General features: G+C 36.8%; 32 protein-coding genes and 1 tRNA gene. 3 read left to right on the forward strand and 30 right to left on the reverse strand.

The window, feature by feature from the left end; all coding sequences use genetic code 11:
- Nucleotides 1-267 precede the first annotated feature (267 nt).
- The 29 genes from AVL50_RS21550 to AVL50_RS21685 form a co-directional block, all read right to left on the reverse strand.
- Nucleotides 268-1548 carry a pitrilysin family protein gene (locus tag AVL50_RS21550; protein ID WP_062618550.1) on the reverse strand — a complete coding sequence of 427 codons (1281 nt, stop codon included), beginning with the start codon at nt 1546-1548 and terminating at the stop codon, nt 268-270.
- A 117-nt stretch (nt 1549-1665) separates the two neighbouring features.
- A complete protein-coding gene (porV, locus tag AVL50_RS21555; protein WP_062618551.1) occupies nt 1666-2880 on the reverse strand; it encodes a type IX secretion system outer membrane channel protein PorV in 1215 nt (404 codons plus the stop codon).
- 149 nt (nt 2881-3029) lie between these two features.
- Entirely contained in the window at nt 3030-6431 is a 3402-nt protein-coding gene (gene porU / locus AVL50_RS21560; RefSeq protein WP_062618552.1) for a type IX secretion system sortase PorU, read from the reverse strand.
- Nucleotides 6432-6634: 203 nt separating this feature from the next.
- A complete protein-coding gene (gene carA / locus AVL50_RS21565) occupies nt 6635-7729 on the reverse strand; it encodes a glutamine-hydrolyzing carbamoyl-phosphate synthase small subunit (protein WP_062618553.1) in 1095 nt (364 codons plus the stop codon).
- A gap of 282 nt (nt 7730-8011) precedes the next feature.
- Nucleotides 8012-8482, reverse strand: coding sequence for a 50S ribosomal protein L17 (gene rplQ / locus AVL50_RS21570; protein ID WP_062618554.1), 471 nt, complete (start codon nt 8480-8482; stop codon nt 8012-8014).
- 156 nt (nt 8483-8638) lie between these two features.
- Nucleotides 8639-9634 (reverse strand): DNA-directed RNA polymerase subunit alpha, encoded by a 996-nt coding sequence (locus AVL50_RS21575; RefSeq protein ID WP_044203109.1) that lies wholly within the window; start codon nt 9632-9634, stop codon nt 8639-8641.
- Between the two features lie 100 nt (nt 9635-9734).
- Nucleotides 9735-10340, reverse strand: a complete 606-nt coding sequence (gene rpsD, locus AVL50_RS21580; protein ID WP_062618555.1) for a 30S ribosomal protein S4 — start codon at nt 10338-10340, stop codon at nt 9735-9737.
- Between the two features lie 145 nt (nt 10341-10485).
- Complete coding sequence (rpsK, locus tag AVL50_RS21585) at nt 10486-10881, reverse strand: 30S ribosomal protein S11 (RefSeq protein ID WP_044203107.1); 396 nt, start codon at nt 10879-10881, stop codon at nt 10486-10488.
- A gap of 36 nt (nt 10882-10917) precedes the next feature.
- Nucleotides 10918-11286: a 30S ribosomal protein S13 gene (gene rpsM / locus AVL50_RS21590; protein ID WP_062618556.1), complete on the reverse strand. Its 369-nt coding sequence runs from the start codon at nt 11284-11286 to the stop codon at nt 10918-10920.
- 61 nt (nt 11287-11347) lie between these two features.
- Nucleotides 11348-11464, reverse strand: coding sequence for a 50S ribosomal protein L36 (gene rpmJ / locus AVL50_RS32795; protein WP_082026427.1), 117 nt, complete (start codon nt 11462-11464; stop codon nt 11348-11350).
- Between the two features lie 223 nt (nt 11465-11687).
- The gene (infA, locus tag AVL50_RS21595; protein ID WP_044203105.1) at nt 11688-11906 is read right to left on the reverse strand and encodes a translation initiation factor IF-1; all 219 of its coding nucleotides are present in this window, start codon (nt 11904-11906) and stop codon (nt 11688-11690) included.
- An 11-nt stretch (nt 11907-11917) separates the two neighbouring features.
- Nucleotides 11918-12691: a type I methionyl aminopeptidase gene (gene map / locus AVL50_RS21600; RefSeq protein ID WP_062618557.1), complete on the reverse strand. Its 774-nt coding sequence runs from the start codon at nt 12689-12691 to the stop codon at nt 11918-11920.
- The gene (gene secY, locus AVL50_RS21605) at nt 12691-14013 is read right to left on the reverse strand and encodes a preprotein translocase subunit SecY (protein ID WP_062618558.1); all 1323 of its coding nucleotides are present in this window, start codon (nt 14011-14013) and stop codon (nt 12691-12693) included. The genes map and secY overlap by 1 nt, the downstream gene beginning before the upstream one ends.
- Before the next feature lie 6 nt (nt 14014-14019).
- On the reverse strand, nt 14020-14469 hold the full coding sequence (gene rplO / locus AVL50_RS21610) for a 50S ribosomal protein L15 (protein WP_062618559.1): 450 nt from the start codon (nt 14467-14469) through the stop codon (nt 14020-14022).
- A gap of 59 nt (nt 14470-14528) precedes the next feature.
- Complete coding sequence (gene rpmD / locus AVL50_RS21615; RefSeq protein WP_044203100.1) at nt 14529-14708, reverse strand: 50S ribosomal protein L30; 180 nt, start codon at nt 14706-14708, stop codon at nt 14529-14531.
- An 18-nt stretch (nt 14709-14726) separates the two neighbouring features.
- The gene (rpsE, locus tag AVL50_RS21620) at nt 14727-15242 is read right to left on the reverse strand and encodes a 30S ribosomal protein S5 (RefSeq protein ID WP_044203098.1); all 516 of its coding nucleotides are present in this window, start codon (nt 15240-15242) and stop codon (nt 14727-14729) included.
- Nucleotides 15243-15256: 14 nt separating this feature from the next.
- Complete coding sequence (gene rplR, locus AVL50_RS21625) at nt 15257-15610, reverse strand: 50S ribosomal protein L18 (protein WP_062618560.1); 354 nt, start codon at nt 15608-15610, stop codon at nt 15257-15259.
- 5 nt (nt 15611-15615) lie between these two features.
- Nucleotides 15616-16173, reverse strand: coding sequence for a 50S ribosomal protein L6 (gene rplF, locus AVL50_RS21630; RefSeq protein ID WP_044203095.1), 558 nt, complete (start codon nt 16171-16173; stop codon nt 15616-15618).
- An 80-nt stretch (nt 16174-16253) separates the two neighbouring features.
- Nucleotides 16254-16652: a 30S ribosomal protein S8 gene (gene rpsH / locus AVL50_RS21635; protein ID WP_062619153.1), complete on the reverse strand. Its 399-nt coding sequence runs from the start codon at nt 16650-16652 to the stop codon at nt 16254-16256.
- A 57-nt stretch (nt 16653-16709) separates the two neighbouring features.
- Entirely contained in the window at nt 16710-16979 is a 270-nt protein-coding gene (gene rpsN / locus AVL50_RS21640; protein WP_044203093.1) for a 30S ribosomal protein S14, read from the reverse strand.
- Nucleotides 16980-17084: 105 nt separating this feature from the next.
- Entirely contained in the window at nt 17085-17633 is a 549-nt protein-coding gene (gene rplE / locus AVL50_RS21645; RefSeq protein ID WP_044203091.1) for a 50S ribosomal protein L5, read from the reverse strand.
- Nucleotides 17633-17956 carry a 50S ribosomal protein L24 gene (gene rplX, locus AVL50_RS21650; protein WP_062618561.1) on the reverse strand — a complete coding sequence of 108 codons (324 nt, stop codon included), beginning with the start codon at nt 17954-17956 and terminating at the stop codon, nt 17633-17635. The genes rplE and rplX overlap by 1 nt, the downstream gene beginning before the upstream one ends.
- 5 nt (nt 17957-17961) lie before the next feature.
- The gene (gene rplN / locus AVL50_RS21655) at nt 17962-18330 is read right to left on the reverse strand and encodes a 50S ribosomal protein L14 (RefSeq protein WP_044203087.1); all 369 of its coding nucleotides are present in this window, start codon (nt 18328-18330) and stop codon (nt 17962-17964) included.
- 71 nt (nt 18331-18401) lie between these two features.
- Nucleotides 18402-18656, reverse strand: coding sequence for a 30S ribosomal protein S17 (gene rpsQ, locus AVL50_RS21660; RefSeq protein WP_044203085.1), 255 nt, complete (start codon nt 18654-18656; stop codon nt 18402-18404).
- An 18-nt stretch (nt 18657-18674) separates the two neighbouring features.
- Entirely contained in the window at nt 18675-19007 is a 333-nt protein-coding gene (gene rpmC, locus AVL50_RS32635) for a 50S ribosomal protein L29 (protein ID WP_063768999.1), read from the reverse strand.
- Between the two features lie 9 nt (nt 19008-19016).
- Complete coding sequence (gene rplP, locus AVL50_RS21670; RefSeq protein WP_044203083.1) at nt 19017-19442, reverse strand: 50S ribosomal protein L16; 426 nt, start codon at nt 19440-19442, stop codon at nt 19017-19019.
- 354 nt (nt 19443-19796) lie between these two features.
- Complete coding sequence (locus AVL50_RS21675; protein WP_062618562.1) at nt 19797-20681, reverse strand: SdiA-regulated domain-containing protein; 885 nt, start codon at nt 20679-20681, stop codon at nt 19797-19799.
- Nucleotides 20682-20737: 56 nt separating this feature from the next.
- A complete protein-coding gene (locus tag AVL50_RS21680; protein ID WP_062618563.1) occupies nt 20738-22147 on the reverse strand; it encodes a hypothetical protein in 1410 nt (469 codons plus the stop codon).
- A gap of 7 nt (nt 22148-22154) precedes the next feature.
- Nucleotides 22155-22640 carry an NADH-quinone oxidoreductase subunit A gene (locus AVL50_RS21685; RefSeq protein ID WP_062618564.1) on the reverse strand — a complete coding sequence of 162 codons (486 nt, stop codon included), beginning with the start codon at nt 22638-22640 and terminating at the stop codon, nt 22155-22157.
- 83 nt (nt 22641-22723) lie between these two features.
- On the opposite strand from AVL50_RS21685, the gene sdaAA reads away from it, so the two are divergent.
- Nucleotides 22724-23626 (forward strand): L-serine ammonia-lyase, iron-sulfur-dependent, subunit alpha, encoded by a 903-nt coding sequence (sdaAA, locus tag AVL50_RS21690; RefSeq protein ID WP_062618565.1) that lies wholly within the window; start codon nt 22724-22726, stop codon nt 23624-23626.
- Nucleotides 23627-24021: 395 nt separating this feature from the next.
- On the opposite strand, the gene mazG is transcribed toward sdaAA, so the two are convergent.
- Entirely contained in the window at nt 24022-24840 is an 819-nt protein-coding gene (gene mazG / locus AVL50_RS21695) for a nucleoside triphosphate pyrophosphohydrolase (protein WP_172826898.1), read from the reverse strand.
- 119 nt (nt 24841-24959) lie between these two features.
- Here mazG and AVL50_RS21700 point away from each other — a divergent pair, with 119 nt between their 5' ends.
- Together AVL50_RS21700 and AVL50_RS21705 are read left to right on the forward strand one after the other, a co-directional pair.
- Nucleotides 24960-25634, forward strand: coding sequence for a SprT-like domain-containing protein (locus AVL50_RS21700; RefSeq protein WP_157491484.1), 675 nt, complete (start codon nt 24960-24962; stop codon nt 25632-25634).
- Nucleotides 25635-25742: 108 nt separating this feature from the next.
- Nucleotides 25743-25815 (forward strand) — tRNA-Phe (locus AVL50_RS21705).
- The last annotated feature ends 6 nt before the right edge of the window (nt 25816-25821 follow it).

Raw genomic sequence — 25821 nt, forward strand, 5'->3', positions numbered from 1 at the left:
TGACTCAGTAAGAAATATAACTTTTATTGGTTTTTTCGTTCCACTTTAATAGATTACAAAGCAAACATTACTGCATTTTTTAAACTACGTGCAAAAAACAAACTTTCAACTTTTTTCTATAAACTAAATTTGCACCCGACTTTTTTGATATACTAGCTCAATTAAAGAACTTTACTTTAGTCTTTTACTTATAAAAGAAATAATACAAGCTTCACTTTCAACAATGGGAATGTAGTAAGCCAAAAAGGCTTACTACACTACCTATTTTTATCCTACACAGATTTCCAACATATCTTGCTTAAAATATTTATTAGCTACTTCCTTCAATGTTGGTGATTCTATCTCCTGTATTCTACTTACATAGTCATCATAATAATTAAAAGGCAGACCTTTTTTGTATAATGATTTTGTCACTTCCAAAAGCGATAAATTAGAATTAATAGACATTACAAAATTACCTGTCATATAATTCTTTACCGTTTCCAACTCTTCTTCAGAAATCTCTTCTTCTGTTAGAATATTGATCTCTTTATAAATTTCTTGAAGTGCTAAATCTTTTGATTCTTTCTTAAGGTCTGTAGCAATTAAGAAGTAACCTTGGTTTGTTTCGTTCCTAAAAGAAGAATGTATTCCATAAGTTAAACCTTTCTCTTCACGCACATTTTTCATTAGTCGAGATCCAAAATAACCACCAAGTACCTCATTAAGAATTGTGAAAGCTTCTAAATCAGGGTTAGGCAAGGTAAATGTTGGGCAGCCAATTCTTATACTTGTCTGAACAGCATCTTCTTTTTCCTGATAAATATTCAGTTGAGGACTACTTATCTTACTCACAAAGTCAGGGTAAGTAAATACTGCATCTTCTCTTACAGCAATAGAACCAAGATACTTGTTGATTTCCTTAATTTCTAACTCACCAACATCTCCAGTGATGAAAAGCTGAAAAGGATTACCTAAAATATTCTCTTGATAATAACGGCTCACTTCATTTAACTGAAAGTTCTTCAATGCCTCAGATGACAATGACTTTCCATATGGATGTTGATCTCCATAGAAATTTTCTCTGAATAATTTAGTAGAAAGGTAAGAAGTCTTCTCCTCATTAAGTTGTTGTTGTTGCAACATCACTTGCAGAATATGAGAAAAGTCTTTTTCTGCAAAAGTTGACACCGTCAAGTACTTTTTCACAAGCTGTATAACCTCTGCAAAATACCTCTTCATACAATGACCGCTAATTGTAAAAGAATCTATATCACTTGAAGTGCTTAAAATAGCACCATATGATTCAAGTTTTTGGTGTAAAGCCTTACTGTCCATCCCTTCGACTCCTTCCCCCATCATTTTAGCAGTCAACGCAGCCGCTCCTTTTTCTTTTTCAAGTAATTTTCCTCCTTTAATATAAAGCGAAAAATGTATGATAGGTTGTGCACTATTAGGAATACTAAACACTTTACACGAATTATCTAATGTAAACTCAGAAGGTTTAGGTAGTGAAAAATCTTTAATTGAATAGGATTTTGGAGGTATAGACCTATCTAATGCGTTCATAACTTATCTTTAATGAAATAAAAAAAGTGAGATAATCTCCTTGAAATTATCTCACTTTAAGTTAACAGACTATATTATGAATTCATAATAATCAGTTTCAATAATGATTATTATCTTCTAAATGTCATCTGCATCTAAAGTATTTGTACTACTTCCTTTACTATTTTTTCCTTTAGATCTTTGTCTACCAATTTTAGACTCTCCAAAGTTGAATGCCAAAGTAAATCTTAATGTATCTTCTAATGGATTGTTTCGCTTGAATGATAATAAGTAAGAAAAATCTAAACTTACTACCTGATATCTAATACCAAGACCCATCTGCATATATTGTCTATCCCCTTTATCAGGATGCTCGTAGAAGTAACCTACTCTAGCTGCAAATAAATCATTATACCAATATTCAGCACCAACACTCCACATAAATTCTTTCATTTTTTCTGAAAATCCACCTGGGGCCTTTGTCAATCCTGACCACATTCCTTCCAATACACCAACTGATTTATAATCATAAGTTGAATCTGGAGTTGGTACTAAAAGCTTATTTACGTCAATACCAAAAGTCAGTTTGTTATATGGATCAAACTCCGTTGTTAAAGTTGCTCCCAAACGTAAATTTGTTGGTAAGAAATCTTCTTGAGACTCATTCGAATAGTTCATCTTTGTACCGATATTCGAAATATTCCATCCCCATGCGAAAGTGGCATCATAAGACCCTAATTTAACATCAGGATTGATCCAATAACCAGAGATGTCAGCGGCAAAAGCGTGACCTGGCTTACTGTCTTGTGCTCCTGTTGAAATAGAACCAGCAAGGTTTGAATAAATATAGCGACCAGAAACAGCCATACTATATCTGTTAGACAGCTTCATAGCAAAATGACCATCAAAAGAATATTCTCTAGGATTAAATGTTCTCGTGATACTTCCTTGACCATCAGTAAAATCAATACTTCCCAGATCAAAGTATCTCATACTCAAACCTACAGTTTGTCGGTCATTTAGCCTTAAGAAACCAGCAAGATAGCTTAATGACATGTCACCAACAATCTTCTGTAACCAAGGATTATAAGAAAGAGAAGCACCATAATCGTTCTCAATAAAAGCATATTTTGAAGGGTTCCAGTGTGCGGAATTCACATCCGAAGAAGTTGCTGCACCCATATCACCCATTGCTGCACCACGTGCTTCAGGTGCAATTGTTAAAAACGGAACTGCCGTAATAATAGGATTGCTATCACTTCCTTGGCCTACAATCTGTGATTGTCCGTATGAATCTATGATACCGAATAAAGTCAGTATGATGAATAGAGGTTTGAATTTATTGTTGTCCATAATTATCCAATGTACTTATCAAAAAGTCTTAAAAAAATTTCCTTAGCAATACTAAGGTGCGTAAAAGTGTAAAAGTTAGACTATAGGCATTCAAATTTTAACAACCCTTAAAGATACTAAAGATTTATTAAAAAAAATGAAGTCAAGGTTTATTTCAACAAAATCCTAGCAGTTTGGTAGGTTTTAATTCCTAATGCTGGACAATTGATAATTATTTGTACAACATAAACGCCACTAATTAGATTATAATTTGATTTTAGGCCTTGATAGGTTAGTAAAATTTCAGATTCAGAATCATTTACAATGAAATCATTGGTAGCAACAATATTGCCATTCATTGATATAATATTTGATTGGATCTCTAAATCCTGCCCTAACAGATTATGTGAAAAACGAATATCAACATCATTTTGAACAGGATTGGGAAATAAAACAAAATTGGACACTTTAATTTCTGAAACAGGGCTTACATAAAATGAAATTGTTTGCTCACTTCTATTATTCGCCACATCCCATGCTTCAAGTTTCAATGTATTTTCACCTTCAGGTAAATTCTTCAGAGGAAAAACCAAAGAATAAGTCGCTTTTTCTCCTTTAACCGGCATTAAGTATTCATTCAATACCCAGCTTGTGTCTTCTTCATTCAATATTAATTTCACGTCATGCCCAGCACCGATACCTGATATATTTAGACCAAAATCGTCTGATATTTGAGTAGTAATATAAGTATCAGGGTAAACAACATTTGTATTGTTTTCAGAATATATTGACAAATCGATAACAGGTGGAGTTGTATCTTCAATAGGAGATTCCGAAGTTCCTCCCAATGTCACTTCCACATTACTACCAAGTGCCTCTGAATTGGCATCGTCTATGGCATACAAACTAAATTTAGCATTGTCATAGGCATATCGAATATCCTTAGGCACTACAAACTCAAATTCAAATTCACCATTTGTAACATCAACGACACCTCTGTACAGTTGATATTTTCTTTCATAGTAATTGAATACAGTTTCTGGTCCATTATTACCTCTTGTCTCAGATAATGTCAACTTTTCAAATAAAGTCAAGTGAACATCTCCATTATAAGTTTTATCAATTGAACCATTTACATTGACATTACCTTGAATTTTTACTTTATCTAATGCTTTTATGGTATCTGTTTCTGATAGTGGTGCATCATTTAAAGTAGTAATTGATAGTTCTTTTTGAGGAATATTCAAGCTCATCGACGGATCACTCAAAAGTGCAAAGTTTCTATTATTGACGCCTGACAAACTGTTATTTTTTGTAGTCTTAAAAACATCACCTAAGCATTGATAATTTCCTGCATCATTCTTTACAAAAACTGACTCGTAAAATGCTTTATTGATTTTAAAATTACTTGATGCATAAACAGGTCTAGTGGTTGTCATCAAAGCAATACTTCCTCCGGCCTCTTTAGACAATAATCTTTCTGCACCTGAAGTAATATTAGGATTATCGTATCGACCGAACTCACATGTTGCAGTAAAAAACAAAGGTGCCTGGTGAGTGTTGTTCAACTCAGAAACCATTGCCGGTGTAAATATGGATTCCTCTGCCCAATGGGTCACCGAACCGTGACCACTATAGTTCACAATCAATACTCCATCATTATCAATCCATGAAGTTAATTTGTCATTTGTTTCAGGTGATTTTGCTCCTGATGGAGTAGAAACTTTAGGTTGGTTATCTATAAAAAGACGCTGGGATACAAAATCAGGATGGTTTTCTTCAACATATTCAGCCAATTTATTTGCATCATCTTGATGGGTATTATCATCTCCATCATCAGCCACAAACAAGACATTCTTTTTCCAGCCTGTAGCATTTAGCGTGGTGGTGTCATAATGAATAATTTTATTGACTAAAATATCAGCGACTTCATTTGTTCCAGCAGGTAAACGTCCAACACCGATTTCCATATCATAATTATCAACTTTTCCATCGATATCCTCACCCCAAAAACCTTCATCTTCATCCATAAAACCAAAGTAATCATCAGATGAGAAAGTCTTTGTTCTCATTAATACATCTCTTGATTCATAAATAGGCACTTGACTCCCGCCTTCATATTTTATGCCTTTGTAATCATATGAACATTGCCCAAAAAGCAATATATATTTCAACTTACCATTCTGCAGATATAAATGACGTGCAAAATCTCTGATCGCAGAAACATCTTGTCGACCAGATGAAAATTCATTATACACAGACTCGATTGTAACCACTTTCACATCAATTCCGCTATGTGACGTTCTATGAGAGGATAATTTATTTGCCTGAGATGTATATGCTGAAGAAGTTATCAGAATTAAGTCTGGGACCGCAATATTTCTTAAATCCTGATTAGCAACCATCCCTCCTGCTTCAGGTTTAAGTATATCATTCTCATCAAAAAGAATCACTGAAAAATAGTTTTCTTTTTTGCTCAATGAGTATTTATTAGATTGCTTCGTTATGCTTTTCACTGCTGATGGATTCGTAATATCCCACACATAGTTATAGTTCAAAGAAGTAGGTAACTCTCCTCCATCACTATTTTCACTAAAAATACCATAATAAATAAGATTGTCTTTATCTTTTGACAATGGGCTTTTAGTATTCAGCGTTAAATAATCAATATATCCCTCAGAATCACTTTGAGGTTTACTGAAACTTACATCAATAGTGATTGAATTCGAAGAAATATTAATAGATTTCTCAGCAAAGACCTCATTTTCCATATACCCCTGTCTACCGTAGCGGTAATTATTAAAATCTCTTGCTCCTCTAACGTTTATCATCCCTAAGTCAGCACCTGTTGCTTTAAACGAAAAAGTACTTTCATCTCTAGATTTGGCCATTACACCAGCCTTCAACCTTAAGGTATTTGAAGTTGAGTTTACTTGAAAGTTTACAGAAGTAGACGTTGAACTAGATAAATTTTCTCCAAACCAATAACGGCCAGAAGGTTCACTCAAGGCAGTAACCTCTTCCACTTCATGGTGGTAAACTTGAATTAATGAATTAAACGAGTCTGGATTTTGGATTGAAGAACTTTCTAATTCTATATTCTTAGATCTTGGAGTTCCTACTCTAAGAAAATAATAATTTGAAACATCATATAGGTTTAACTCATAATCTATAAACTGATTTGCTGAGTCATAATATACTTTGTCAGGTCCTTCTCCATAAAAAAGTAAAAAGTCATCATCCTGAAAACTATTGGAGTTATTTCCAACAAAAAGAAGCGGTACTTCAGTTAATGAATCAGGTCTTTCTTTAGCATTTTCTTGAGGTAACATACCGCCACCAAATCCAAAAACAGCAATGTTATTAGTATTTAAACCTGAAGTAGAAATGCCAAGCTCATCAAGTAAACTTTTATCTATTTTGTAAACTCCATTTTTATCTACTTTCAACTTATAGACTTGCCCTGTACTTAAAGGGCCATCTTGAGCATACACTGAAATAGTCAACACATTAATAAGAATAATGAGTAGAGAAGAAGTAGATATATATTTTATAAAAGAGGAAAAAGTCATTAGTTAAAAGTATATTGATTGATCAGAATAGGTAGTCATGATCAGATAGAATAATAATATAACGTTTTAAGTATCAAAACATAAGTTGAACTCAACGCCACTTATTTATACAAAAAGTATACAATAAATGTTTTTTACACAAATTAAAAAAGTCCAATTAGAAATACTAATTGGACTTTGTAAATATATATTCAAAAACTGAATTAATTATCTTGAATAAGTTCTAAGAATCTAGTGAAAAGATATCTAGAATCATTTGGTCCTGGAGAAGCTTCTGGGTGATATTGCACCGAGAACGCCTTCTTACCATTCACTTTGATACCTTCTACAGTTTCATCGTTTAAGTTTTTGTGTGTCAATTCAACAGACTCATTGTTTTCAATGCTTTCCATTTTCACAGCAAAACCGTGGTTTTGTGAAGTCACCTCAGATCTTCCAGAAACCAGGTTTTTCACTGGGTGATTTGCACCCCTGTGACCATGGTGCATCTTGTATGTTTCAAGACCTACTGCTCTTGAAATAATCTGATGACCTAAACAGATCCCGAATAATGGTTTATCTGCTTCTAAAATTGCTTTTGCAGTTTCTACTGCATAATCCATTGCACCCGGATCACCAGGTCCGTTTGACAAGAAGTACCCATCAGGTTTCCACTGCTTCATTTGTTCGAAAGTAGTGTTTGAAGGGAATACTTTACATAACATACCTCTTTCAGTGAAGTTTGTTAAGATAGACTTCTTAACGCCAAGATCCAATACAGCAACTTTTACAGCTGCGTGAGGATCACCTACAAAGTAAGGTTCTTTTGTACATACTTCAGATGACAACTCAAGACCATCCATATTTGGAGTTTCTTCCAAACGCTTTTTGATCTCTTTCAAGTCCTCAATCTCCGAAGTAATGATAGCATTCATTGCCCCTTGTGTACGGATGTGCTTTACAAGCTCTCTAGTGTCGATATCTGCAATACCCACTAAATTTGCAGTTTCTAGGTAATCTTGCAATGACCCTTCTGCTGTGAGTCTTGAGACAACACTCGAAAAGCTTTTTACAACAAGACCATTAATTTGAGGTTTAGAGGATTCATTCTCATTGTGAACTGTTCCATAGTTTCCAATATGAGAAACAGTGTTTACAATGATTTGTCCGTAGTATGATGGATCTGTGTAGATCTCTTGGTAGCCTGTCATACTAGTATTAAAACAAATTTCTCCAGTAGTGGTACCAATTGCACCAATAGCAGTACCTTTGTAGGTTGTGCCATCTTGTAGCATTAGTATCGCAGTCTTCTTCTCCATTGATTATTACAGTCTTATTGAACTTAGATTGTGCAAATTTAAAAAAAAATAGGAATAAACGAATTGTTTACTTTTAAGTATGTTAACATTTTCTTTATAAGGCACTTCTGAAAAACATTTTTTAAGGTAATTCGAAAGCTTGGGAAGTAAAGTAGATCATCAGAACTCAATGCAAAGCATATTTCTGAATCAATACTTCATGTTAAAAATACTTGGACCTAAAAAAAAGGGAAACAGTTACAAGAACTATTTCCCTATTTATATTAATAAACCCTCATCAGATTACTCTGCTGATTCGTTATTGTTTTCAGCTTCTGTCTTTGGCTCGATAGAAGTTGTTGTTTTCTTTCTTGAACGACGAGTTTTTGTTTTCGTCTCTTTCACGTTGTAGATATCGTTGAAGTCTACAAACTCGATCATTGCCATCTCAGCACCGTCACCTAAACGACGACCTGTTTTGATGATACGAGTATAACCACCTGGACGGTTGATAACAGCATCACGAACTGTAGTGTAAAGCTCAGTAGTAGCTTCTTTGTCTCTTAAGTAAGAGAATACTACACGACGAGAGTGCATTGTATCGTTTTTAGACTTAGTTACTAATGGCTCGATGTAAGTACGAAGAGCTTTCGCTTTAGCAACAGTAGTAAATACACGCTTGTGCTCGATTAATGAACAAGCCATGTTAGCTAACATTAGCTCTCTGTGCTTCTTTTGTCTACCTAAGTGGTTGAATTTTTTACCGTGTCTCATGTTTCACCTTAATGAATGATAAAGCCGTATTAGGAACTTTACCAAATTTTAAAAATAATTTTTAGGACTAATAAGTATCAACTAAGCCGTAGCTTAATTTTTACCGGTGATTTCAGAAATTGCCGTGTCCAAGGAACAACTTCCTATCAGAAAAGATTAATCTTCGTCCAAACGGTACTTAGATACATCCATTCCGAATGATAAATTTCTGTCAGACATCAAAGTTTCTAACTCAGTAAGAGATTTCTTACCAAAGTTTCTAAACTTCATCATATCAGAAATTTCTAAAGAGGCTAAATCACCTAATGTTTTCACATCAGCAGCCTTCAAACAGTTATATGCACGTACAGATAATTCAAGGTCAGATAATGATGTTTTAAGAAGCTTACGCATTCTTAAGTATTCGTCATCAATTTCTACTGCACTTCCATCTGTAGGATCGTCCATAATCATGTTTTTGTCTGAGAACAACATGAAATGTTGAATCAGGATATTGGCAGCTCCTTTTAACGCTTCTTCAGGATGAATTGAACCGTCAGATTCTACTTCAATCACTAATTTTTCAAAGTCAGTACGGTCATCAACTCTCAGATCTTCTACTCTGTACTGAACATTTTTGATTGGCGTAAAAATAGCGTCAATTGGAATAAAACCTATAATATCGTCAGCTTCGCTTTCTGTTTGGTCGTCTGCAGATAGGTAACCTCTTCCGTTGTGAATAGTAAACTCAACTTGTAAGTTTACACTTTCGTCAAGATGACAAATCACAAAATCGGGGTTTAAGATTTCGTACTCCTCAGTAAACTGAGCAATATCTCCAGCCTTAAATTCGCTTTTGCCACTAAGATTTACACTGATTTTTTGTGAAGGGTTTTCACTTACAGCCTTAAATCGAACTTTTTTCAAGTTCAAAATAATCTCAGTCACGTCCTCCACAACACCATCGATTGTAGAATACTCATGAAGAACATTTGGAAACTTAATTCCTACAATAGCATACCCTTCAAGTGATGAAAGTAATATACGTCTAAGCGCGTTACCTATTGTTAAACCGTAACCTCTTTCTAGCGGTTTAAATTCGAAAAGACCTTTAAAATCATCAGCCTTTTCCATTACCACCTTATCAGGTTTTTGGAAAGCAAGAATGGACATATAAAAGTTGTGGTTTTAATAAATTTAATAAGAGCTCATACGAAAAGCTCCTAAGAAAATTAAAGATAATCTTCTTAGAAGCTTTTTCCAAAGATCTATATTACTTAGAGTACAACTCGACGATAAGTTGCTCTTGAATTTGTTCAGGAATTTCATCACGTTCTGGGAACTGAACGAATCTACCTGTCATATTCTCAGCATTATATTCTAACCAAGAATAAGCAGTACGTTGCTTACCAGAAGTTGCTTCCTTGATCACTTTGTTTGTTTGTGACTTAGCACGAACACCAATCACGTCACCAAACTTCAAAGTATATGAAGGAATATTCACTACTTTACCGTTCACAGTAATGTGTTTGTGTGATACTAACTGACGAGCAGCACGACGAGTAGGAGCGAAACCTAAACGGTATACTGTGTTGTCTAATCTAGCTTCTAACAATTGAAGCAAGTTAGTACCTGTGATGCCTGATTTGTTGGCAGCTTTTTCGAAAACGTTGCGGAACTGACGCTCTAATACACCATAAGTGTACTTAGCTTTCTGCTTAGCAGCAAGCTGGATAGCATATTCAGACTGCTTACGACGTCTGTTTTTACCGTGCTGTCCTGGAGGATACGCCTTCTTTTTTAGTTCCTTGCATGCCCCGAAGATTGGATCATTAAACTTTCTAGCAATCTTCGACGTAGGCCCTGTATATCTAGCCATTTTTCTCTAGAATTTTAGGAGTGTCTATAATAATTTAAATTCAGGAGGTGCTAATGATCTCTGCCGTGGCTTAAGACGACAGACCTTACAAATAATGTTTTAACACACTCAATGATTGTATTCTCAAAAAGTTGAGAAGGTCGTATCAGACTCTTCTTCTTTTTGGAGGACGACAACCGTTGTGAGGTAGAGGAGTAACATCTTTGATGATTGTTACTTCGATACCTGAGTTTTGTACGGTACGGATAGCCGCTTCACGACCTGATCCTGGACCTTTAACAAAAACCTCTGCTTTACGCATACCTAAGTCATAAGCTACTTTAGCAGCATCTGATGACGCTTGTTGTGCAGCGTAAGGAGTGTTTTTCTTTGAGCCTCTGAAGCCCATTTTACCAGCTGAAGACCAAGAAATCACTTGTCCTTCTTTGTTGGTGAAAGAGATGATAATGTTGTTAAAAGAAGCTTTGATGTGCACTTCTCCCTCCTGAGTAACATTAACTACTCTTTTCTTCGCTTTTTCGTTTTTTCTTCTTTGAGCCATAATTCTTATTGTTCAGCTTAAGCGCTAAAAACTAAATTATTTCTTCTTGTTTGCAACTGTCTTACGCTTACCCTTACGAGTACGTGAGTTGTTCTTGGTATGTTGACCACGAACTGGCAAACCTCTTCTGTGACGAAGACCTCTGTAACATCCGATATCCATTAAACGCTTGATGTTTAATTGAATCTCTGATTTTAACTCACCTTCGATTTTGTGACCTTCTGTAATAAGCTCACGAATCTTTTGTGATTCTTCGTCAGTCCAATCTTGAACTTTTTTATCCTGGCTTACTTCTGCTTCAGCAAGGATATCTGCCGCTGACGATCTACCAATTCCGAAGATGTAAGTTAATGCAATTACACCTCTCTTGTTATTTGGGATGTCAACACCTGCAATACGTGCCATGTTTTACTGTGAACGGTTACTTTGTAAAACTAAATTTAACTATCGCTTATTGTACTAAGAATTAACCTTGACGTTGTTTATGTCTAGGGTTTTTCTTGTTGATAACGTACAATTTGCCTTTGCGGCGGATGATCTTATCGTCCGCACTGCGTTTTTTGATAGAAGCTTTGACTTTCATTGCTCCAATTGTTTAGAAAACGTTATAAATCCTTGATTAAATGTCAAGGCACCCGAAAGTCGCCTATCCATGCTCAGTTTATCCATATAAAAAACATCACATGCACATAACCTACCTTCTTAAATGCAAAAATAGAGGGAATAATTCCCTTATTTTGTTTCCGCATGTTAACTTAAATGAATAAAATTAAACACGGGCGTGCAAAGATAGACATTTTTTTGAATTATTTATATCTATAAACAATTCTTCCTTTAGTAAGATCGTAAGGTGACATTTCCAGACGCACTTTGTCGCCAGGGAGAATACGAATGTAGTGCATACGCATCTTACCAGAAATATGTGCTATTACCTGGTGTCCATTCTTCAACTCCACACGGAACATGGCGTTAGAAAGTGCCTCTACGATCGTACCGTCTTGGGTAATGTTTGATTGTTTTGGCATTTGATTATTAATTAAAATGGATATACTTCCTCAATGTACTTGAATGTTGTCAACACTTCAGTTTGACCATTGATAACAGCCACTGTGTGTTCATAATGAGCAGAAGGCTTACGGTCTCTCGTACGGATTGTCCAACCATCACGGTCTTGTGTGATCGCTCTTGTCCCCATGTTGATCATAGGCTCAATTGCGATTACTAATCCATCCTTGATTTTTAAACCTCTACCTCTTTTCCCATAATTAGGTACTTCTGGCTTCTCATGTAACTTTTGACCAAGTCCATGACCCACCAATTCTCTAACCACACCATAACCATGCATTTCAGCGTGTTGCTGCACTGCAAAGCTGATATCACCAATTCTGTTATTGATTTTGCATTCTTCAATTCCCTTCTGAAGGCACTCTTGAGTAACCTTTAAAAGTTTCATTGTTTCAGCATCCACTTCTCCAACAGGATAAGTGTAGGCACTATCTGAATGGAAACCGTCAAGAAAAACACCACAATCCAAAGATATGACGTCTCCGCTTTTCAGCACATAATCAGATGGCAAGCCGTGTACAATAACGTCATTTAATGACATACATAATGTACCAGGAAACCCATTATAATTCAAGAATGAGGGGTGAGCCCCATTATCCTGGATAAACTCTTGAGCGATTTTATCCAAAGCATTAAGGCTAACCCCTTCTTTAATATTTTTAGCGACCTCACCATGTGCACGACCGAGTAAATCAGCCGATTTGCGCATAAGTTCGATCTCTTCTTCTGTTTTGTAGTATACCATTAGACTGTTGCCACATTTTGGCGGCCTTTGATATTACCAGACTTCATCATCGAATCATAGTTTTGCATTAGCAAGTACGATTCAATTTGTTGTAATGTATCCAAGATCACACCTACCATAATGATCAATGATGTACCACCATAGAATCTTGAGAAGGCTGAACTTACACCTAACATACTTGCAAAAGCAGGTAAGATAGCTACTACCGCTAAGTAGATAGCTGAAGGTAAAGTAATACGATCTAGAATCCAACTTACAAAACTTGAAGTCTCTTCACCTGGCTTGACATTTGGAACAAATGCATTATTTCTCTTTAAATCTTCTGCCATTTGATCAGGATTGATCGTGATAGCAGTATAGAAATAAGTGAAAATAAGAATTAGCATACCGAAAGTGAAATTATACGCAAAAGATGTGTAATCAGAGAAATTCTGCATTACCCATCTAGCGGCATCACTATCGTCTGCCCAAACACCAGCAATCAATGAAGGAAGGAACATAAGCGATTGAGCGAAGATAATAGGCATCACGTTCGCAGCATTCACTTTTAAAGGAATGTATGAACGTTGACCTGTAGCAAGCGTACGCTTCTTACCTCCAGCACCAACAACCTGACGTGCATATTGCACTGGTACTTTACGAACGGCAGCGTTTAATAAAACAACTCCCATTACGATAAAGAATAAAGCAACTAATTCAACTACCAAAATGATACTGAATCCCTGTGTTTGGAATTCTTGAACAATTGCCGTTGGAAAACCTGAAATAATACCGATCATGATCAGCATTGAAATACCGTTTCCAATTCCTTTCTCCGTGATTTTCTCACCAAGCCACATACAGAAAACTGTACCCGCAGTCAAAATAATCATTGACGCTGGGTAAAATAATGACTGGCTGATTACGATAGCTTCATTAGGGATTGTAGAGTATAAATACCCTGATCCTTGTGCTAAAGTAATCACGATCGTCAAAACACGCGTAATTTGGTTCATGCGCTTACGTCCTGACTCTCCTTCCTTCTGCAAACGCTGGAAGTAAGGGACAGCCATACCTAACAATTGGATCACAATGGATGCCGAAATGTAAGGCATAATACCAAGAGCGAAGATAGAGGCACGCGTAAATGCTCCACCTAAAAAGATGTTTAACATCCCCAAAAGACCACCTGATGAATCAGATAGTGCACTTGGATCAACTCCTGGAAGGACGATATACGACCCCAATCTAAAAATCGCTAGGAAACCCAGAGTGTAGATGATTCTATCTCTGAGCTCCTCGATTGAAAAAATGTTCTTCAGTGTCTTGACAAACTTATTCATAGCTTCTTACAATGTAATCGCTTTTCCGCCTGCTTTTTCGATTGCCTCTTTAGCAGATGCAGAGAAAGCGTTCGCCGAAATCTCTACTGTTGCAGTTAGCTCACCATTACCAAGAACTTTAACAATACCGTTCTTAGCAACAACGCCTAACTCCACGAATGTCTCAAATGCGAAAGTAGTAATTCCTTTCTCTGTAGCGATCTTTTGGATATCATCCAAGTTGATTACGCTATACTCAACTCTGAAAGGAGCTTTGAAGCCAAATTTAGGCACGCGACGCTGTAATGGCATTTGACCTCCTTCGAAGCCAAACTTCTGGCTGTAACCAGAACGAGACTTAGCACCTTTGTGACCACGTGTTGATGTGCCACCACGGCCTGAGCCTTGTCCACGACCTACGCGCTTATTTTGGCGAACTTTACCGCCTTTCGCAGGACTTAGTGTATGCAGTTTCATGACTGTTTCCCAATTAATACCTTTAAAGTACTAATGCCTTGTGCAAAAGTACAAAGAATTTACAACTCTTCAACACTGATTAGGTGATCAACTGCCTTAACCATGCCAAGGATCTGTGGATTTACTTCTTTTTCCACAGTTTTGTTGATTTTTCCTAAACCAAGTGCTTTAATTGTGCGTTTTTGTCTTTCAGGACGACCGATCAACGATCTAACCTGAGTAATACGGATCTTTGCCATAACAGATTAAATTTTTGATTAGCCGTTAAAAACTTTGCTCAATTTCACGCCGCGTTGTTCCGCTACCATGCGTGGATCACGCATTTTTAGTAACGCGTCGAAAGTTGCTTTAACCACGTTGTGTGGGTTAGAAGAACCTTGCGACTTTGCCAATACGTCATGAACACCTGCTGATTCAAGCACTGCACGCATCGCACCACCTGCGATAACACCAGTACCTGCAGAAGCAGGTTTGATTAGCACGCGTCCGCCACCGAATTTACCTTTTTGAGGGTGTGGTACAGTACCTTTCAATACTGGAACCTTCATAAGGTTTTTCTTAGCGTCGTCGATGCCTTTAGTGATTGCATCAGTTACTTCGTTAGCTTTACCTAAACCATAACCTGCAACACCATCACCGTTACCTACAACTACGATAGCAGAAAAGCTGAAGCGTCTACCACCTTTTACTACTTTAGCAACACGCTTAATAGCAACAACTTTTTCTGTAAGTTCTAGATCGGCTGATTTTACTTTTGTTACGTTCTGTTTCATCTCTGACAACTTCTTTAGAATTTCAAACCACCTTCTCTAGCACCTTCTGCTAACGCCTTCACTTTACCGTGGTAAAGGTAACCGTTACGGTCAAATACAACCGTAGAGATACCAGCAGCTGTAGCTTTTTCAGCAACCTTTTTGCCTACTTCTGTAGCCAAAGCAACGTTCGCAGATTTGCTATCAGCATTAATCTCACGAGAGCTTGTGGCAACAACAGTACGGCCGTTTAGGTCGTCGATCAACTGCACATAGATTGCAGTGTTACTCTTATATACAGAGAGTCTAGGACGTTCTGGAGTACCAGAAATCTTCTTACGAATGCCCCTTTTGATTCTCAGTCTTCTCAGATCTTTCTTAGTGGCCATACTTGTTATTTTTTACCAGCAGCTTTACCTGCTTTTCTTCTAATCTCTTCACCAACATACTTCACGCCTTTACCTTTGTATGGTTCTGGCTTTCTGAATGAGCGAACTTTTGCAGCTACTTGTCCAACTAGTTGTTTGTCTACACCTTCGATAGTAACAACTGGAGCTTTACCTTTAGCTGTTTCAGCACTCACCTTGATTTCCGCTGGAACTTGGAAAAGGATACGGTGTGAATAACCAAGATCAAGGTCTAATAATTGACCTTGTACCGATGCTTTAAAACCGACACCAATTAACTCTAATGACTTTTTGTATCCTTCAGATACACCAGTCACCATGTTTTGAGTTAAAGCTCTATAAAGACCGTGCATAGAACGGTGGTCTTTATGATCTGATGGACGTACGAAACGTACTTCAGAACCTTCAATCTCAATATTGATGTCTTTGTTGATTTCCTGTTGTAACTCACCTTTAGGGCCTTTCACTACTAATACGTTAGCATCAGTAACTTTTACCTCAACACCTGAAGGGATAGTAACAGGTTTTTTACCAATTCTTGACATGGTTTTTACTATTACGGCTTAAGGCTTTCGACTAAGGAAAGCGGTCAGCCAATTATTTAATAAAAGTATTTCTATTACTCTTAGTATACGTAGCAAAGAATCTCTCCACCAACGTTTAATTCGCGTGCTTCTTTGTCAGTCATCACACCTTTCGAAGTAGAAAGGATTGCAATACCTAAACCGTTTAATACACGCGGCATGCTCTTAGCGTTAGCATACTTACGGAGACCTGGACGTGAAACACGCTCTAAGTCAACAACCGCAGGTTGCTTAGTTACTGGGTGGTATTTCAAAGCGATTTTAATTACACCTTGAGTATTTACACCATCCTCAAACTTGTAGCCTTGAACGAAGCCTTTCTCATGCAGTACCTTAGTCATCTGCTTCTTAATGTTAGAAGCAGGAACTTCTACGATACGCTTGTTAGCGCTGATCGCATTTCTAAGTCTCGTAAGGTAGTCCGCTATAGGATCTGTCATTGCCATTGCTTGCAAATATTTTTACAACACTAAATGTCGTAGGTTCCTAAATTTTAATTACCAGCTCGATTTTGTAACGCCTGGGATTTTACCTGCTGATGCCATTTCACGGAAAGTAACACGTGAAATACCAAACTTACGCATGTAACCTTTTGGACGTCCAGTTAATTTACAACGATTGTGTAAACGAACCGGTGAAGAGTTCTTTGGTAGGGCATCTAAACCTTCCCAGTCACCTGCTTCTTTTAACGCTTTACGTTTTGCTGCATATTTTGCAACAAGTCTTTCACGCTTACGCTCTCTCGCTTTTATCGCTTCTCTTGCCATAATTTCTCGTGTTTACTACTTTTTCTTAAAAGGCATTCCAAATAATTTCAGAAGCTCGTAAGCTTCTTCATCAGTGTTTGCAGAAGTAGTGAACGTGATGTCTTACTACTTTTTCTTAAAAGGCATTCCAAATAATTTCAGAAGCTCGTAAGCTTCTTCATCAGTGTTTGCAGAAGTAGTGAACGTGATGTCCATACCTGTCACTTTCTTCACTTGATCAATTTTGATCTCAGGGAAAATGATCTGCTCTTTCACACCTAAAGTGTAGTTACCACGACCGTCCAATTTATCTTTGATACCTTGGAAGTCACGCTCACGAGGAATAGCAATTGTGATCAAACGATCTAAGAATTGGTACATTCTGTCACCTCTTAATGTTACACGAGCACCGATTGGCATTTCCTCACGTAATTTGAAGTTCGAGATTGATTTCTTAGACATCGTTGGAACTGCTTTTTGACCAGAGATAGTAGAAAGTTCTTCTACTGCGATGTCTACAAGTTTTTTATCTGCAACTGCCTCACCAACACCACGGTTGATGATGATTTTTTCCAATTTTGGAACTTGCATTACAGACTTGTAATTGAAACGCTCCTTTAATGCTGGAACGATTTCCTCCTGGTATTTGTCCTTTAATCTTGTCGCTGTAGCCATTAGTCGATAAATTTTCCAGTGTTCTTAGAATATCTTTTCAACTTACCGTTTTCGTCTTGCTTACGACCTACGCGAGTTGATTTCCCCGTTTCAGGATCGATTAACATGATGTTAGAAACGTGAATTGGTGCTTCCATTTTTTTCACACCGCCCTCAGGCTTTTCAGCTGTTGGTTTGATGTGCTTAGTTACCATATTCACACCTTCAACAGTAGCACGTTCCTTCTCACGGTCGACAGTAAGTACTACACCCTCTGAACCTTTATGGTTACCAGAGATGATCGTTACTTTGTCGCCTTTTTTGATATGGAATTTCTTATTCATAACTCTTAGAGTACCTCAGGTGCTAACGAAACGATTTTCATAAATTGCTTCTCACGAAGCTCTCTTGCGACTGGTCCGAAGATACGAGTACCTCTTGGCTCGTCCTGCGGGTTTAATAAAACCGCAGCGTTGTCTTCGAAACGAATGTAAGAACCGTCCTTTCTACGAACTTCTTTTTTTGTTCTTACAACAACCGCTTTAGATACAGTCCCTTTCTTAACGTTTGAAGAAGGGATAGCTGACTTCACAGAAACGACAATTTTGTCGCCTACTGAAGCATAGCGTTTTTTAGTACCGCCTAATACACGAATACATAAAACCTCTTTTGCTCCTGAGTTATCTGCTACTGACAGTCTTGATTCCTGTTGTATCATTCTCCTATCCTATTAAGGATTCTTTTTTTGGTGATTGTAAAAAATTAATTTTCGATGGATCGAAAAAGGAATTACTTCGCTTTTTCTACGATCTCCACCAATCTCCAACGTTTACGCGCACTCATTGGGCGCGTCTCCATGATTCTAACGGTATCTCCGATACCTGCAGTGTTGCTGTCGTCGTGCGCCATAAATTTCTTAGTCGTCTTGATGAACTTACCGTACATCGGGTGCTTTTGACGTGTTTCCACTTGCACTGTGATTGACTTATCCATTTTGTCGCTTACAACGATTCCAGTACGCTGCTTTCTGAAGTTTCTTTCCATGATCCTCTGTCAGGTATCTTAGTTGTTAACTTTCTCGATGGCTCTTAAGACCATCTTCTTGTTTACAGGTGCTAAAAACGTTGATTTGTTCAAAAACTCAGTGATTGACTCACGAGTTACGTTCTCAGCTTTAACCTTTTCCTCCAACTCAACAGTCACTTTCGCATGTAAAGCTGTTTTTAAACGAGCTACTTGCTTTCTTAGTGAACTAAGTTGCATTGGGTTCTCCAATGGTGATACTGCATGAGCATAAGCTAAATCTTCAAGTTGCTTTTGAGAAGTTTTGATGTTCTCTGCTAACTCTTCTGAAGACATTGCGTTCACCTGCTTTTTTAAATCTAGTGTTTTCATCTTCTAAGCTTATCCTACGTAGTCTGGTCGAACTACAAACTTCACTTTGATTGGGAGCTTTTGTGCAGCCAATCTCATTGACTCCTGAGCTCTCTCGATTGATACTCCATCAGATTCGAACAAGATTGTTCCGGCTTTCACTGGAGCAACCCAATAAGCAGGGGCACCTTTACCCTTACCCATACGTACCTCGGCTGGCTTTGAAGTAACTGGCTTGTCAGGGAAGATACGGATCCATACCTGACCTTCACGCTTCATCGCACGAGTCATCGCAATACGAGATGCCTCAATTTGACGAGCAGTGATCCAACCACCTTCTAGAGCTTTCAAACCGAAGCTACCGAAAGAAACGCTATGACCGCGTTGCGCGATACCATGGCTTCTACTTCTTTCTTTTTGTCTCTTTCTGAACTTGACTCTTTTTGGCTGTAACATTTTCGTTCTGTTATTTACCTACACGCAGGAACCTCCTGCGATTTCTTATGCCTAAGTGCACAAACTTCTCGGAGAACTTAAGCGTTTGACGCTAAATTCTTTTATAACAGAATTAATGTTTCTTATTATTAAGTAGTTTAGGACTTGCGCTCATGTCTGATTATAAACGTAGTTTCCCGAGGTTTGGACTGCAAAAGTATAACACTTTTTTTTGTAATCCAAGTAGTTAGCGAAAATATCTACATGAATTTAAAATCTTTTACATTTGACAGCCAAATTTTTAAGTTTTGCTATTGAGTAATACTTGCTTTAGGTCTAAAAAGTTAGTTTTGATGACATTTATTTGAATATTACTTACTCTGCATCAGGCAATTCAAGTAACATAATCACTGGCAAGGTGCCTTTGAGATTGTATTTTTCTTTGGCAAAGCTAGAAACTTCAACGCCATTGTTATCCCAACCTATCCAAATCACGCCGTCTTTTATCATTAAAGCTTCCGCCATACCGTATTTCACAGGTTCATAAAGCTTCTCTCCTTCTCTACTTGCCACTTCTTGATAGCTGAAGTGCTGTACCACTTTATGTGTCGAAGGATCTATTTTAGCAATACATAAAGCATTTCTTTCTATTCCATAGAGGTAACCTTCATAAAAATAAAGGTCTGCAAAATCTTTAGAGCACGTTTTCCTAACATCATATTCCTCTATGATTGTTTGTGTCTTTAGGTCTATCTCAATTATAAATCTTGGGTCTCTTTCTTTTGCTAAATATAAAACCTGCTTCTCCTCGTCAATTGCAACCCCTTCAAAACCTGCGTTTTTAGCCCATTTCTTTTTAGGCAACTTCAGTTTACCCCAATCAATTTGAAGTTGTGATGCATTACCATCTTTTAAGTCAACCTTATAAACTTCATTATTTGCCTCATTAATCAAATAAGCATCTTCATTATTCAAGGTAATGCCTTCTATATCTATATCCACTCCTAAATCAAAAGATACTTTAGGTGAAACTGTCCAGTCATTTTCTCTCCAGTTTAATTTATAGATATGATTATTTTCTTTTTTATCGGCAATAACATATATATCATCTCCTTTATATGTGATACCACTTAAGTCAAAACGGCCCTCATATTCAGTCATTTGCTTAATATCCAGTAATTTCAGCTCATGAATTTTCTGACCTAATGTTGATAATGAGGTAGCTAGGAAATAAAATAAAATTAGAATTAGTCTCTTCAATGTTCAATAAAATTATGAAGTACATAAGTACTTGTTTCTGATTTAATACAGAAGCTCTATGGCTCTGTTGCAACTTCGGTAGTATCAGGAACATATTGTAAAGCTCCAATATCTGGAGGTGATGTTCTTGGTACTCCGACTTGATCCATATTAATTCCCTCTACATCAATCCCTACTTCTCTAGCCGGGCTTTCTTCGGATATCTGATAGTTATATGAATAAGGAACTTTAAAATATGGATCCTGATTTAAAATATTCGATGGATCAAAATCCTCTACATTAGTCTTTAATAAGTTATGTACGACACTTAACTTATTAACTCCTTCAAGGATAGAAATTTCATTACTTAAGCTTCCCCAAATAATATTATTCTTCAGCGTCAAATCTATGGGCGTCAAAACTCCTTTATCATCGGCCACGGCTTCAAATGCTAAAGAGGGTCTGTCTCTAAAAAATCCTGTATTTTCATTGACTACAGTATTATAGAGGAAATTACAAACACCTCCTGATGCATGAGCATAAGCATAGCTTACTGTATGACTAATAATTGAATTGATAACAGTAACATCAGCCTTGATAACACTTACGCCAACCTGAGAAATATTCTCAATTGTCGAGTTTTCAATAAGTAAATCAATCTCATCATCCTCATCAGGGTGATAAATGTAGAGCCCAAAGGTAGCATTTTTTAAGTGAACTCCCTTTACCTCATTGTTACTACTCAATGAATCAAATATTATCCCGCCCCATTGTCCAGGTGAATTGAAGTACCTTCCATCTGTTCTAATACTTTCTAAACGTATCGTATCTTGTACGGTTCCTTGCAATTTTAATGAACCGCTCACTTGAATCTTTGCATCATTATTGAAAACCATCTTGGCTCCGGCTTCAACAGTCAAAGAAGAAGATTCCGCCACATAAAGCGAGTCCATAATAACGTACGGTCTTCCTTTAGGCCAAACTACATCTCCTATCACAATTGCGCCTCCTGCTACATAAAATGGATCTTCAGCAAAAGCACTAAGAATTACCTCCTGTCTATTGCCATTCGTAAATAGGTTTACACTGCCAGTAAACTCTCTAATATCATCTTTATTTTCATGAGGAATATTAGCTTCAGCAAAGATCAGCATACTATCACCTCCTCTCAGAAATGTATTTTCTACTTTATCAGAAGCCTGCCCATTAATCAATAGCTGATATACATTATCAGGGTCAGAAAGTGAGATTTCAGCAATATTTACCGCATTTTCACTTCTATTGTATACCGTAAAACGCTGGGTTGTACTGGGCATATCAATCCCTTCATCCACTTTTGATGTATATAAAGTATCAAAGAAGACGGTATCTTGCGAAAACGATAATCTTAAATTTGGGTCTGTGGATAATATCTCATCTTGAGGATCACATGAAGTAAAAAAAATTAACCCAATAGCTATATAAAAAAATGGATGAATAGATCTCAAACTAATATTATTTAGTGTATTGCTTATTAAATTGATCGTATAGCGTTTTATCAAATTCCTTTGCAGTTGAACTTGCATTTGAAGCTGTTGCTGGTTTTACCCAATCCAAAAAGCCTTTTCTCCATACATACGCTAAACCTACAATCAATATTCCTACAAAAAGAAATATCTCTACCAAAGCAAACCAACCCCATACACCATTGGTCTGCTCTATTTTTTCAGCATCACCAAATACGGTTGCCCAAGGGAATAAGAATAAAATCTCTACTTCAAAAAGAAGAAAAATCAAGGCAATGATATAGAAACGGATATTGAAACCGCCCCATGCTGAACCTACCGGATCTTCACCACTTTCATAGGTTGTCAGTTTTTCATGACTTGGTCTGTTAGGACGCATAAGACTTGCTGCCATTAATCCGCCTAAAACAAAAATGACACCTACAATGATGAATAAAGCGATATTCCCGAAGTCTGTTAGGATTTGATTGCTCATAAAAATAGAAAATTCGAGGTTGAATTATTTCTTTTGTATAAATTTCGGGATAAAAATACTAACCATATAAACACTATCATAACATGGCCGTACTTTTTGAGACATTTTTAGAATGGAAAGAGTATTGTGAAAAGAAAAATGTTCCTCTTTATCAACCTGTTCTTGAGTATGAAATCAGAGAAAAAGAACGCACTAAAGAAGAAATCCAAACTGCTCTTGAAAACGCTTTCCTAGTCATGAAAGATGCTGTAAAAACAGGTCTTCATGAAGATATGACCTCTAGATCTGGAATGATCGAAAATGGAGGCAAAAAGGTAATGAAAACACCTGTCAACGTACTTTCTGAGGAATTTAAGCTACTAGTGGCACGTGCTTTAGCGGCCAAGGAAGTCAACTCCTGCATGGGTAGAGTTGTCGCCGCTCCTACTGCAGGTGCTTCAGGTATTTTACCAGGTGTACTTGTTACATTACAGGAACTTCATAAGATTGAAGATGAAAAAATTTATGAAGGTCTTCTTATCGCTGCTGGTATTGCACTGATTATGGAAAAAAAATCGGGTATTGCAGGTGCTGTTGGTGGTTGTCAGGCTGAAACCGGTACTGCTGCCGCAATGTCTTCTGGTGCAATCGTTCACTGTCTTGGTGGTGACATTGATATGATTTTTAATGCTGTAGCGATTACTACTCAATGTATGTTGGGACTTGTTTGTGATCCTGTAGCCGGTTTAGTAGAAGTGCCTTGTGTGGTAAGAAATGCCAGTGCGGCGGCTATTGCCAATTCTTCTGCTCAAATTGCCTTAGCGAATGTCAGCGGGGTTATTCCTGTGGATGAATGTGTAGATGCAATGGGTGAAGTGGGACAAAGCATGGAAGACCGCTACAAAGAAACGGCTTTAGGTGGTTTGGCGGCTACTCCTACCGGAAAAAGTATCTCAAAGAAAGTTTTAATTTCAGATATTGATATTATAGATTCTAGTGAAGAATAATAATTTCAACTAAGGCATGAAACACAAAAAGGCTACTTGTGACTTTTAAATATTTCACAAGTAACCTTTCTAGGAGCATAATACTGTTTGTATATATAATCTTGTATTGATAAAAAACTAGAGAATATATCCCTCAAATTTTTTATTCAACTCCATCTTATTTCTTACCTTTTCTTCTTCAACATACAGGTCAAGATTCTTGATCGCAGTTTCAAAACGATCTGCGTAGTTTTTATACTTAGTAGAATGAGATGAAGTATTTTTTTTCTTAAAGTTAAAAGTTACCATAACATCATAATTAACGAATAACAAATTGGACTAAAAACTTATAAATATCCAGATAAAGCTTTTGTATAGATTAGACAATTGGTATTCAGAAATAGACAAAAAAGTTCCTATTTTTTTTCATTTTTTTTGATTTCTTCCCAATACTTATCCATCTCCTCTAATGAAAGACTCTCGAAATCAACATTTTCTTGACTCATTTTTTCTTCCATTTGATTAAATCTATTGATGAATTTTTTATTCGTTCTCTCCAAAGCATCAGAAGGATTTACATTCAAGAAGCGAGCATAATTGATCATTGAGAACATGACATCTCCGAATTCATCTTCAATTTTATCCAAGTTATCCGCTCCATTATCATGAGCAATTACCTCTTCCTGCAGCTCTTGTAACTCTTCCTCCACTTTCTTGTAAACATCTTCTTTATTGTCCCATTCAAAACCAACTCCTGCTGATTTATCCTGAATTCTTAATGCTTTCAATAGTGCAGGCAGTGACTTCGGCACTCCTCCTAAAACAGTTTTATTTTTATTCTCTTTTTCTTTCAGTTTGATCAACTCCCAATTTCGGCTCACCTCTTCCGCATCTGCCACCTCAACATCACCGTAAATATGTGGATGTCTTACAATCAATTTCTCACAAATAGAATTAAGCACGCTCTCAATATCGAAATCTCCTGTCTCAGAACCGATTTTGGCATAAAACACCAAATGAAGCATCACATCGCCCAGCTCTTTTTTAATTTCTGCTTTATCATCTTCAATAATAGCATCAGAAAGCTCATACACTTCCTCAATAGTTAGGTGACGTAATGATTCTAAAGTTTGTTTTTGATCCCAAGGGCATTTTTCTCTGAGGTCATCCATAATGTCTAATAACCTTTTAAATGCTCTTAACCTTGGATCTTCAATCGTCCTATCTCCTTTCATTCTTTTTTTACTTTTATTTCAAAAGATTCCGCTTAATATTGTCAATTAGAAACACATTATTGTACTAATCAAGTAAAAATTGAAGAAAGAAGTCAGAAATCAATAAATTCTATATGAAAATGAAATCAGCACACCCTCAAAAACAATCAATGACCCATATCGAAATCACAGAACGTTTATCTAAATATACGACTCCTGAGGCTGCAACGATTTTTGCCCATTGGATATTGAAATATCAGATTTATGTGACTATTAAAGGTGGAAGAAAAACCATCAACGGCGATTACAGACCTCCGCAAAGAGGACATGGCCATAAAATCAGTATTAATTCTACTTTAAACCCTTATCAGTTTATCATCACTTTTACACATGAAGTAGCTCACTTGCTCACTTGGGACAAGTACCAGAATCATGTTGCTCCTCATGGAAAAGAGTGGAAAAGTAATTTTGGAAAATTATTGGATGTACTACTGAACAATAAAATTTTCCCTTCTAACCTGATCGAAGAAGTTAAAGAACACAAAAAAAATCCTTCTGCTTCGAGTGGAAATGACATTTCTTTGAAAAAAGCACTGGCATTTTATGATCAGGAACAAGACCACTCTACCCTATATTTAGAGGATATTCATGACAATGATGCGTTTTCTATGGAAGATGGGAGAATTTTTATTAGAAATAAAAAATTGCGTAAATATTATTTATGCACTGAAAAATCCACAGGCAAGCAATTTAGAATCAACTCCTTAGCCAAGGTAAAACTTCTCAACAACTTAAATCACGAGAAAGCTTGTTAACGACTGTTTAATTAAAAATGAAATTTTCTTTGGCAGATAGTTTGATTAAACAACTTTTTTCCCCACTTTTGCATCGCTTTAAGCGAAAAAGGTACTTTTCTAGTATCTGGTGATGTAGCTCAGTTGGTAGAGCATCGGACTGAAAATCCGTGTGTCGGCGGTTCGAATCCGCCCATCACCACAAGTC

The organism is Flammeovirga sp. SJP92 (assembly GCF_001583495.1).
Taxonomy (GTDB): domain Bacteria; phylum Bacteroidota; class Bacteroidia; order Cytophagales; family Flammeovirgaceae; genus Flammeovirga.

Excerpts from the sequence above, each read along its gene's own strand:
- AVL50_RS21550 (WP_062618550.1), bottom strand. The coding sequence starts at position 1,548 with ATGAACGCATTAGATAGGTCTATACCTCCAAAATCCTATTCAATTAAA.
- porV (WP_062618551.1), bottom strand. The coding sequence starts at position 2,880 with ATGGACAACAATAAATTCAAACCTCTATTCATCATACTGACTTTATTC.
- porU (WP_062618552.1), bottom strand. The coding sequence starts at position 6,431 with ATGACTTTTTCCTCTTTTATAAAATATATATCTACTTCTTCTCTACTC.
- carA (WP_062618553.1), bottom strand. The coding sequence starts at position 7,729 with ATGGAGAAGAAGACTGCGATACTAATGCTACAAGATGGCACAACCTAC.
- rplQ (WP_062618554.1), bottom strand. The coding sequence starts at position 8,482 with ATGAGACACGGTAAAAAATTCAACCACTTAGGTAGACAAAAGAAGCAC.
- AVL50_RS21575 (WP_044203109.1), bottom strand. The coding sequence starts at position 9,634 with ATGTCCATTCTTGCTTTCCAAAAACCTGATAAGGTGGTAATGGAAAAG.
- rpsD (WP_062618555.1), bottom strand. The coding sequence starts at position 10,340 with ATGGCTAGATATACAGGGCCTACGTCGAAGATTGCTAGAAAGTTTAAT.
- rpsK (WP_044203107.1), bottom strand. The coding sequence starts at position 10,881 with ATGGCTCAAAGAAGAAAAAACGAAAAAGCGAAGAAAAGAGTAGTTAAT.
- rpsM (WP_062618556.1), bottom strand. The coding sequence starts at position 11,286 with ATGGCACGTATTGCAGGTGTTGACATCCCAAATAACAAGAGAGGTGTA.
- rpmJ (WP_082026427.1), bottom strand. The coding sequence starts at position 11,464 with ATGAAAGTCAAAGCTTCTATCAAAAAACGCAGTGCGGACGATAAGATC.
- infA (WP_044203105.1), bottom strand. The coding sequence starts at position 11,906 with ATGCCAAAACAATCAAACATTACCCAAGACGGTACGATCGTAGAGGCA.
- map (WP_062618557.1), bottom strand. The coding sequence starts at position 12,691 with ATGGTATACTACAAAACAGAAGAAGAGATCGAACTTATGCGCAAATCG.
- secY (WP_062618558.1), bottom strand. The coding sequence starts at position 14,013 with ATGAATAAGTTTGTCAAGACACTGAAGAACATTTTTTCAATCGAGGAG.
- rplO (WP_062618559.1), bottom strand. The coding sequence starts at position 14,469 with ATGAAACTGCATACACTAAGTCCTGCGAAAGGCGGTAAAGTTCGCCAA.
- rpmD (WP_044203100.1), bottom strand. The coding sequence starts at position 14,708 with ATGGCAAAGATCCGTATTACTCAGGTTAGATCGTTGATCGGTCGTCCT.
- rpsE (WP_044203098.1), bottom strand. The coding sequence starts at position 15,242 with ATGAAACAGAACGTAACAAAAGTAAAATCAGCCGATCTAGAACTTACA.
- rplR (WP_062618560.1), bottom strand. The coding sequence starts at position 15,610 with ATGGCCACTAAGAAAGATCTGAGAAGACTGAGAATCAAAAGGGGCATT.
- rplF (WP_044203095.1), bottom strand. The coding sequence starts at position 16,173 with ATGTCAAGAATTGGTAAAAAACCTGTTACTATCCCTTCAGGTGTTGAG.
- rpsH (WP_062619153.1), bottom strand. The coding sequence starts at position 16,652 with ATGACAGATCCTATAGCGGACTACCTTACGAGACTTAGAAATGCGATC.
- rpsN (WP_044203093.1), bottom strand. The coding sequence starts at position 16,979 with ATGGCAAGAGAAGCGATAAAAGCGAGAGAGCGTAAGCGTGAAAGACTT.
- rplE (WP_044203091.1), bottom strand. The coding sequence starts at position 17,633 with ATGGCTACAGCGACAAGATTAAAGGACAAATACCAGGAGGAAATCGTT.
- rplX (WP_062618561.1), bottom strand. The coding sequence starts at position 17,956 with ATGAATAAGAAATTCCATATCAAAAAAGGCGACAAAGTAACGATCATC.
- rplN (WP_044203087.1), bottom strand. The coding sequence starts at position 18,330 with ATGATACAACAGGAATCAAGACTGTCAGTAGCAGATAACTCAGGAGCA.
- rpsQ (WP_044203085.1), bottom strand. The coding sequence starts at position 18,656 with ATGGAAAGAAACTTCAGAAAGCAGCGTACTGGAATCGTTGTAAGCGAC.
- rpmC (WP_063768999.1), bottom strand. The coding sequence starts at position 19,007 with ATGAAAACACTAGATTTAAAAAAGCAGGTGAACGCAATGTCTTCAGAA.
- rplP (WP_044203083.1), bottom strand. The coding sequence starts at position 19,442 with ATGTTACAGCCAAAAAGAGTCAAGTTCAGAAAGAGACAAAAAGAAAGA.
- AVL50_RS21685 (WP_062618564.1), bottom strand. The coding sequence starts at position 22,640 with ATGAGCAATCAAATCCTAACAGACTTCGGGAATATCGCTTTATTCATC.
- sdaAA (WP_062618565.1), top strand. The coding sequence starts at position 22,724 with ATGGCCGTACTTTTTGAGACATTTTTAGAATGGAAAGAGTATTGTGAA.
- mazG (WP_172826898.1), bottom strand. The coding sequence starts at position 24,840 with ATGAAAGGAGATAGGACGATTGAAGATCCAAGGTTAAGAGCATTTAAA.
- AVL50_RS21700 (WP_157491484.1), top strand. The coding sequence starts at position 24,960 with ATGAAATCAGCACACCCTCAAAAACAATCAATGACCCATATCGAAATC.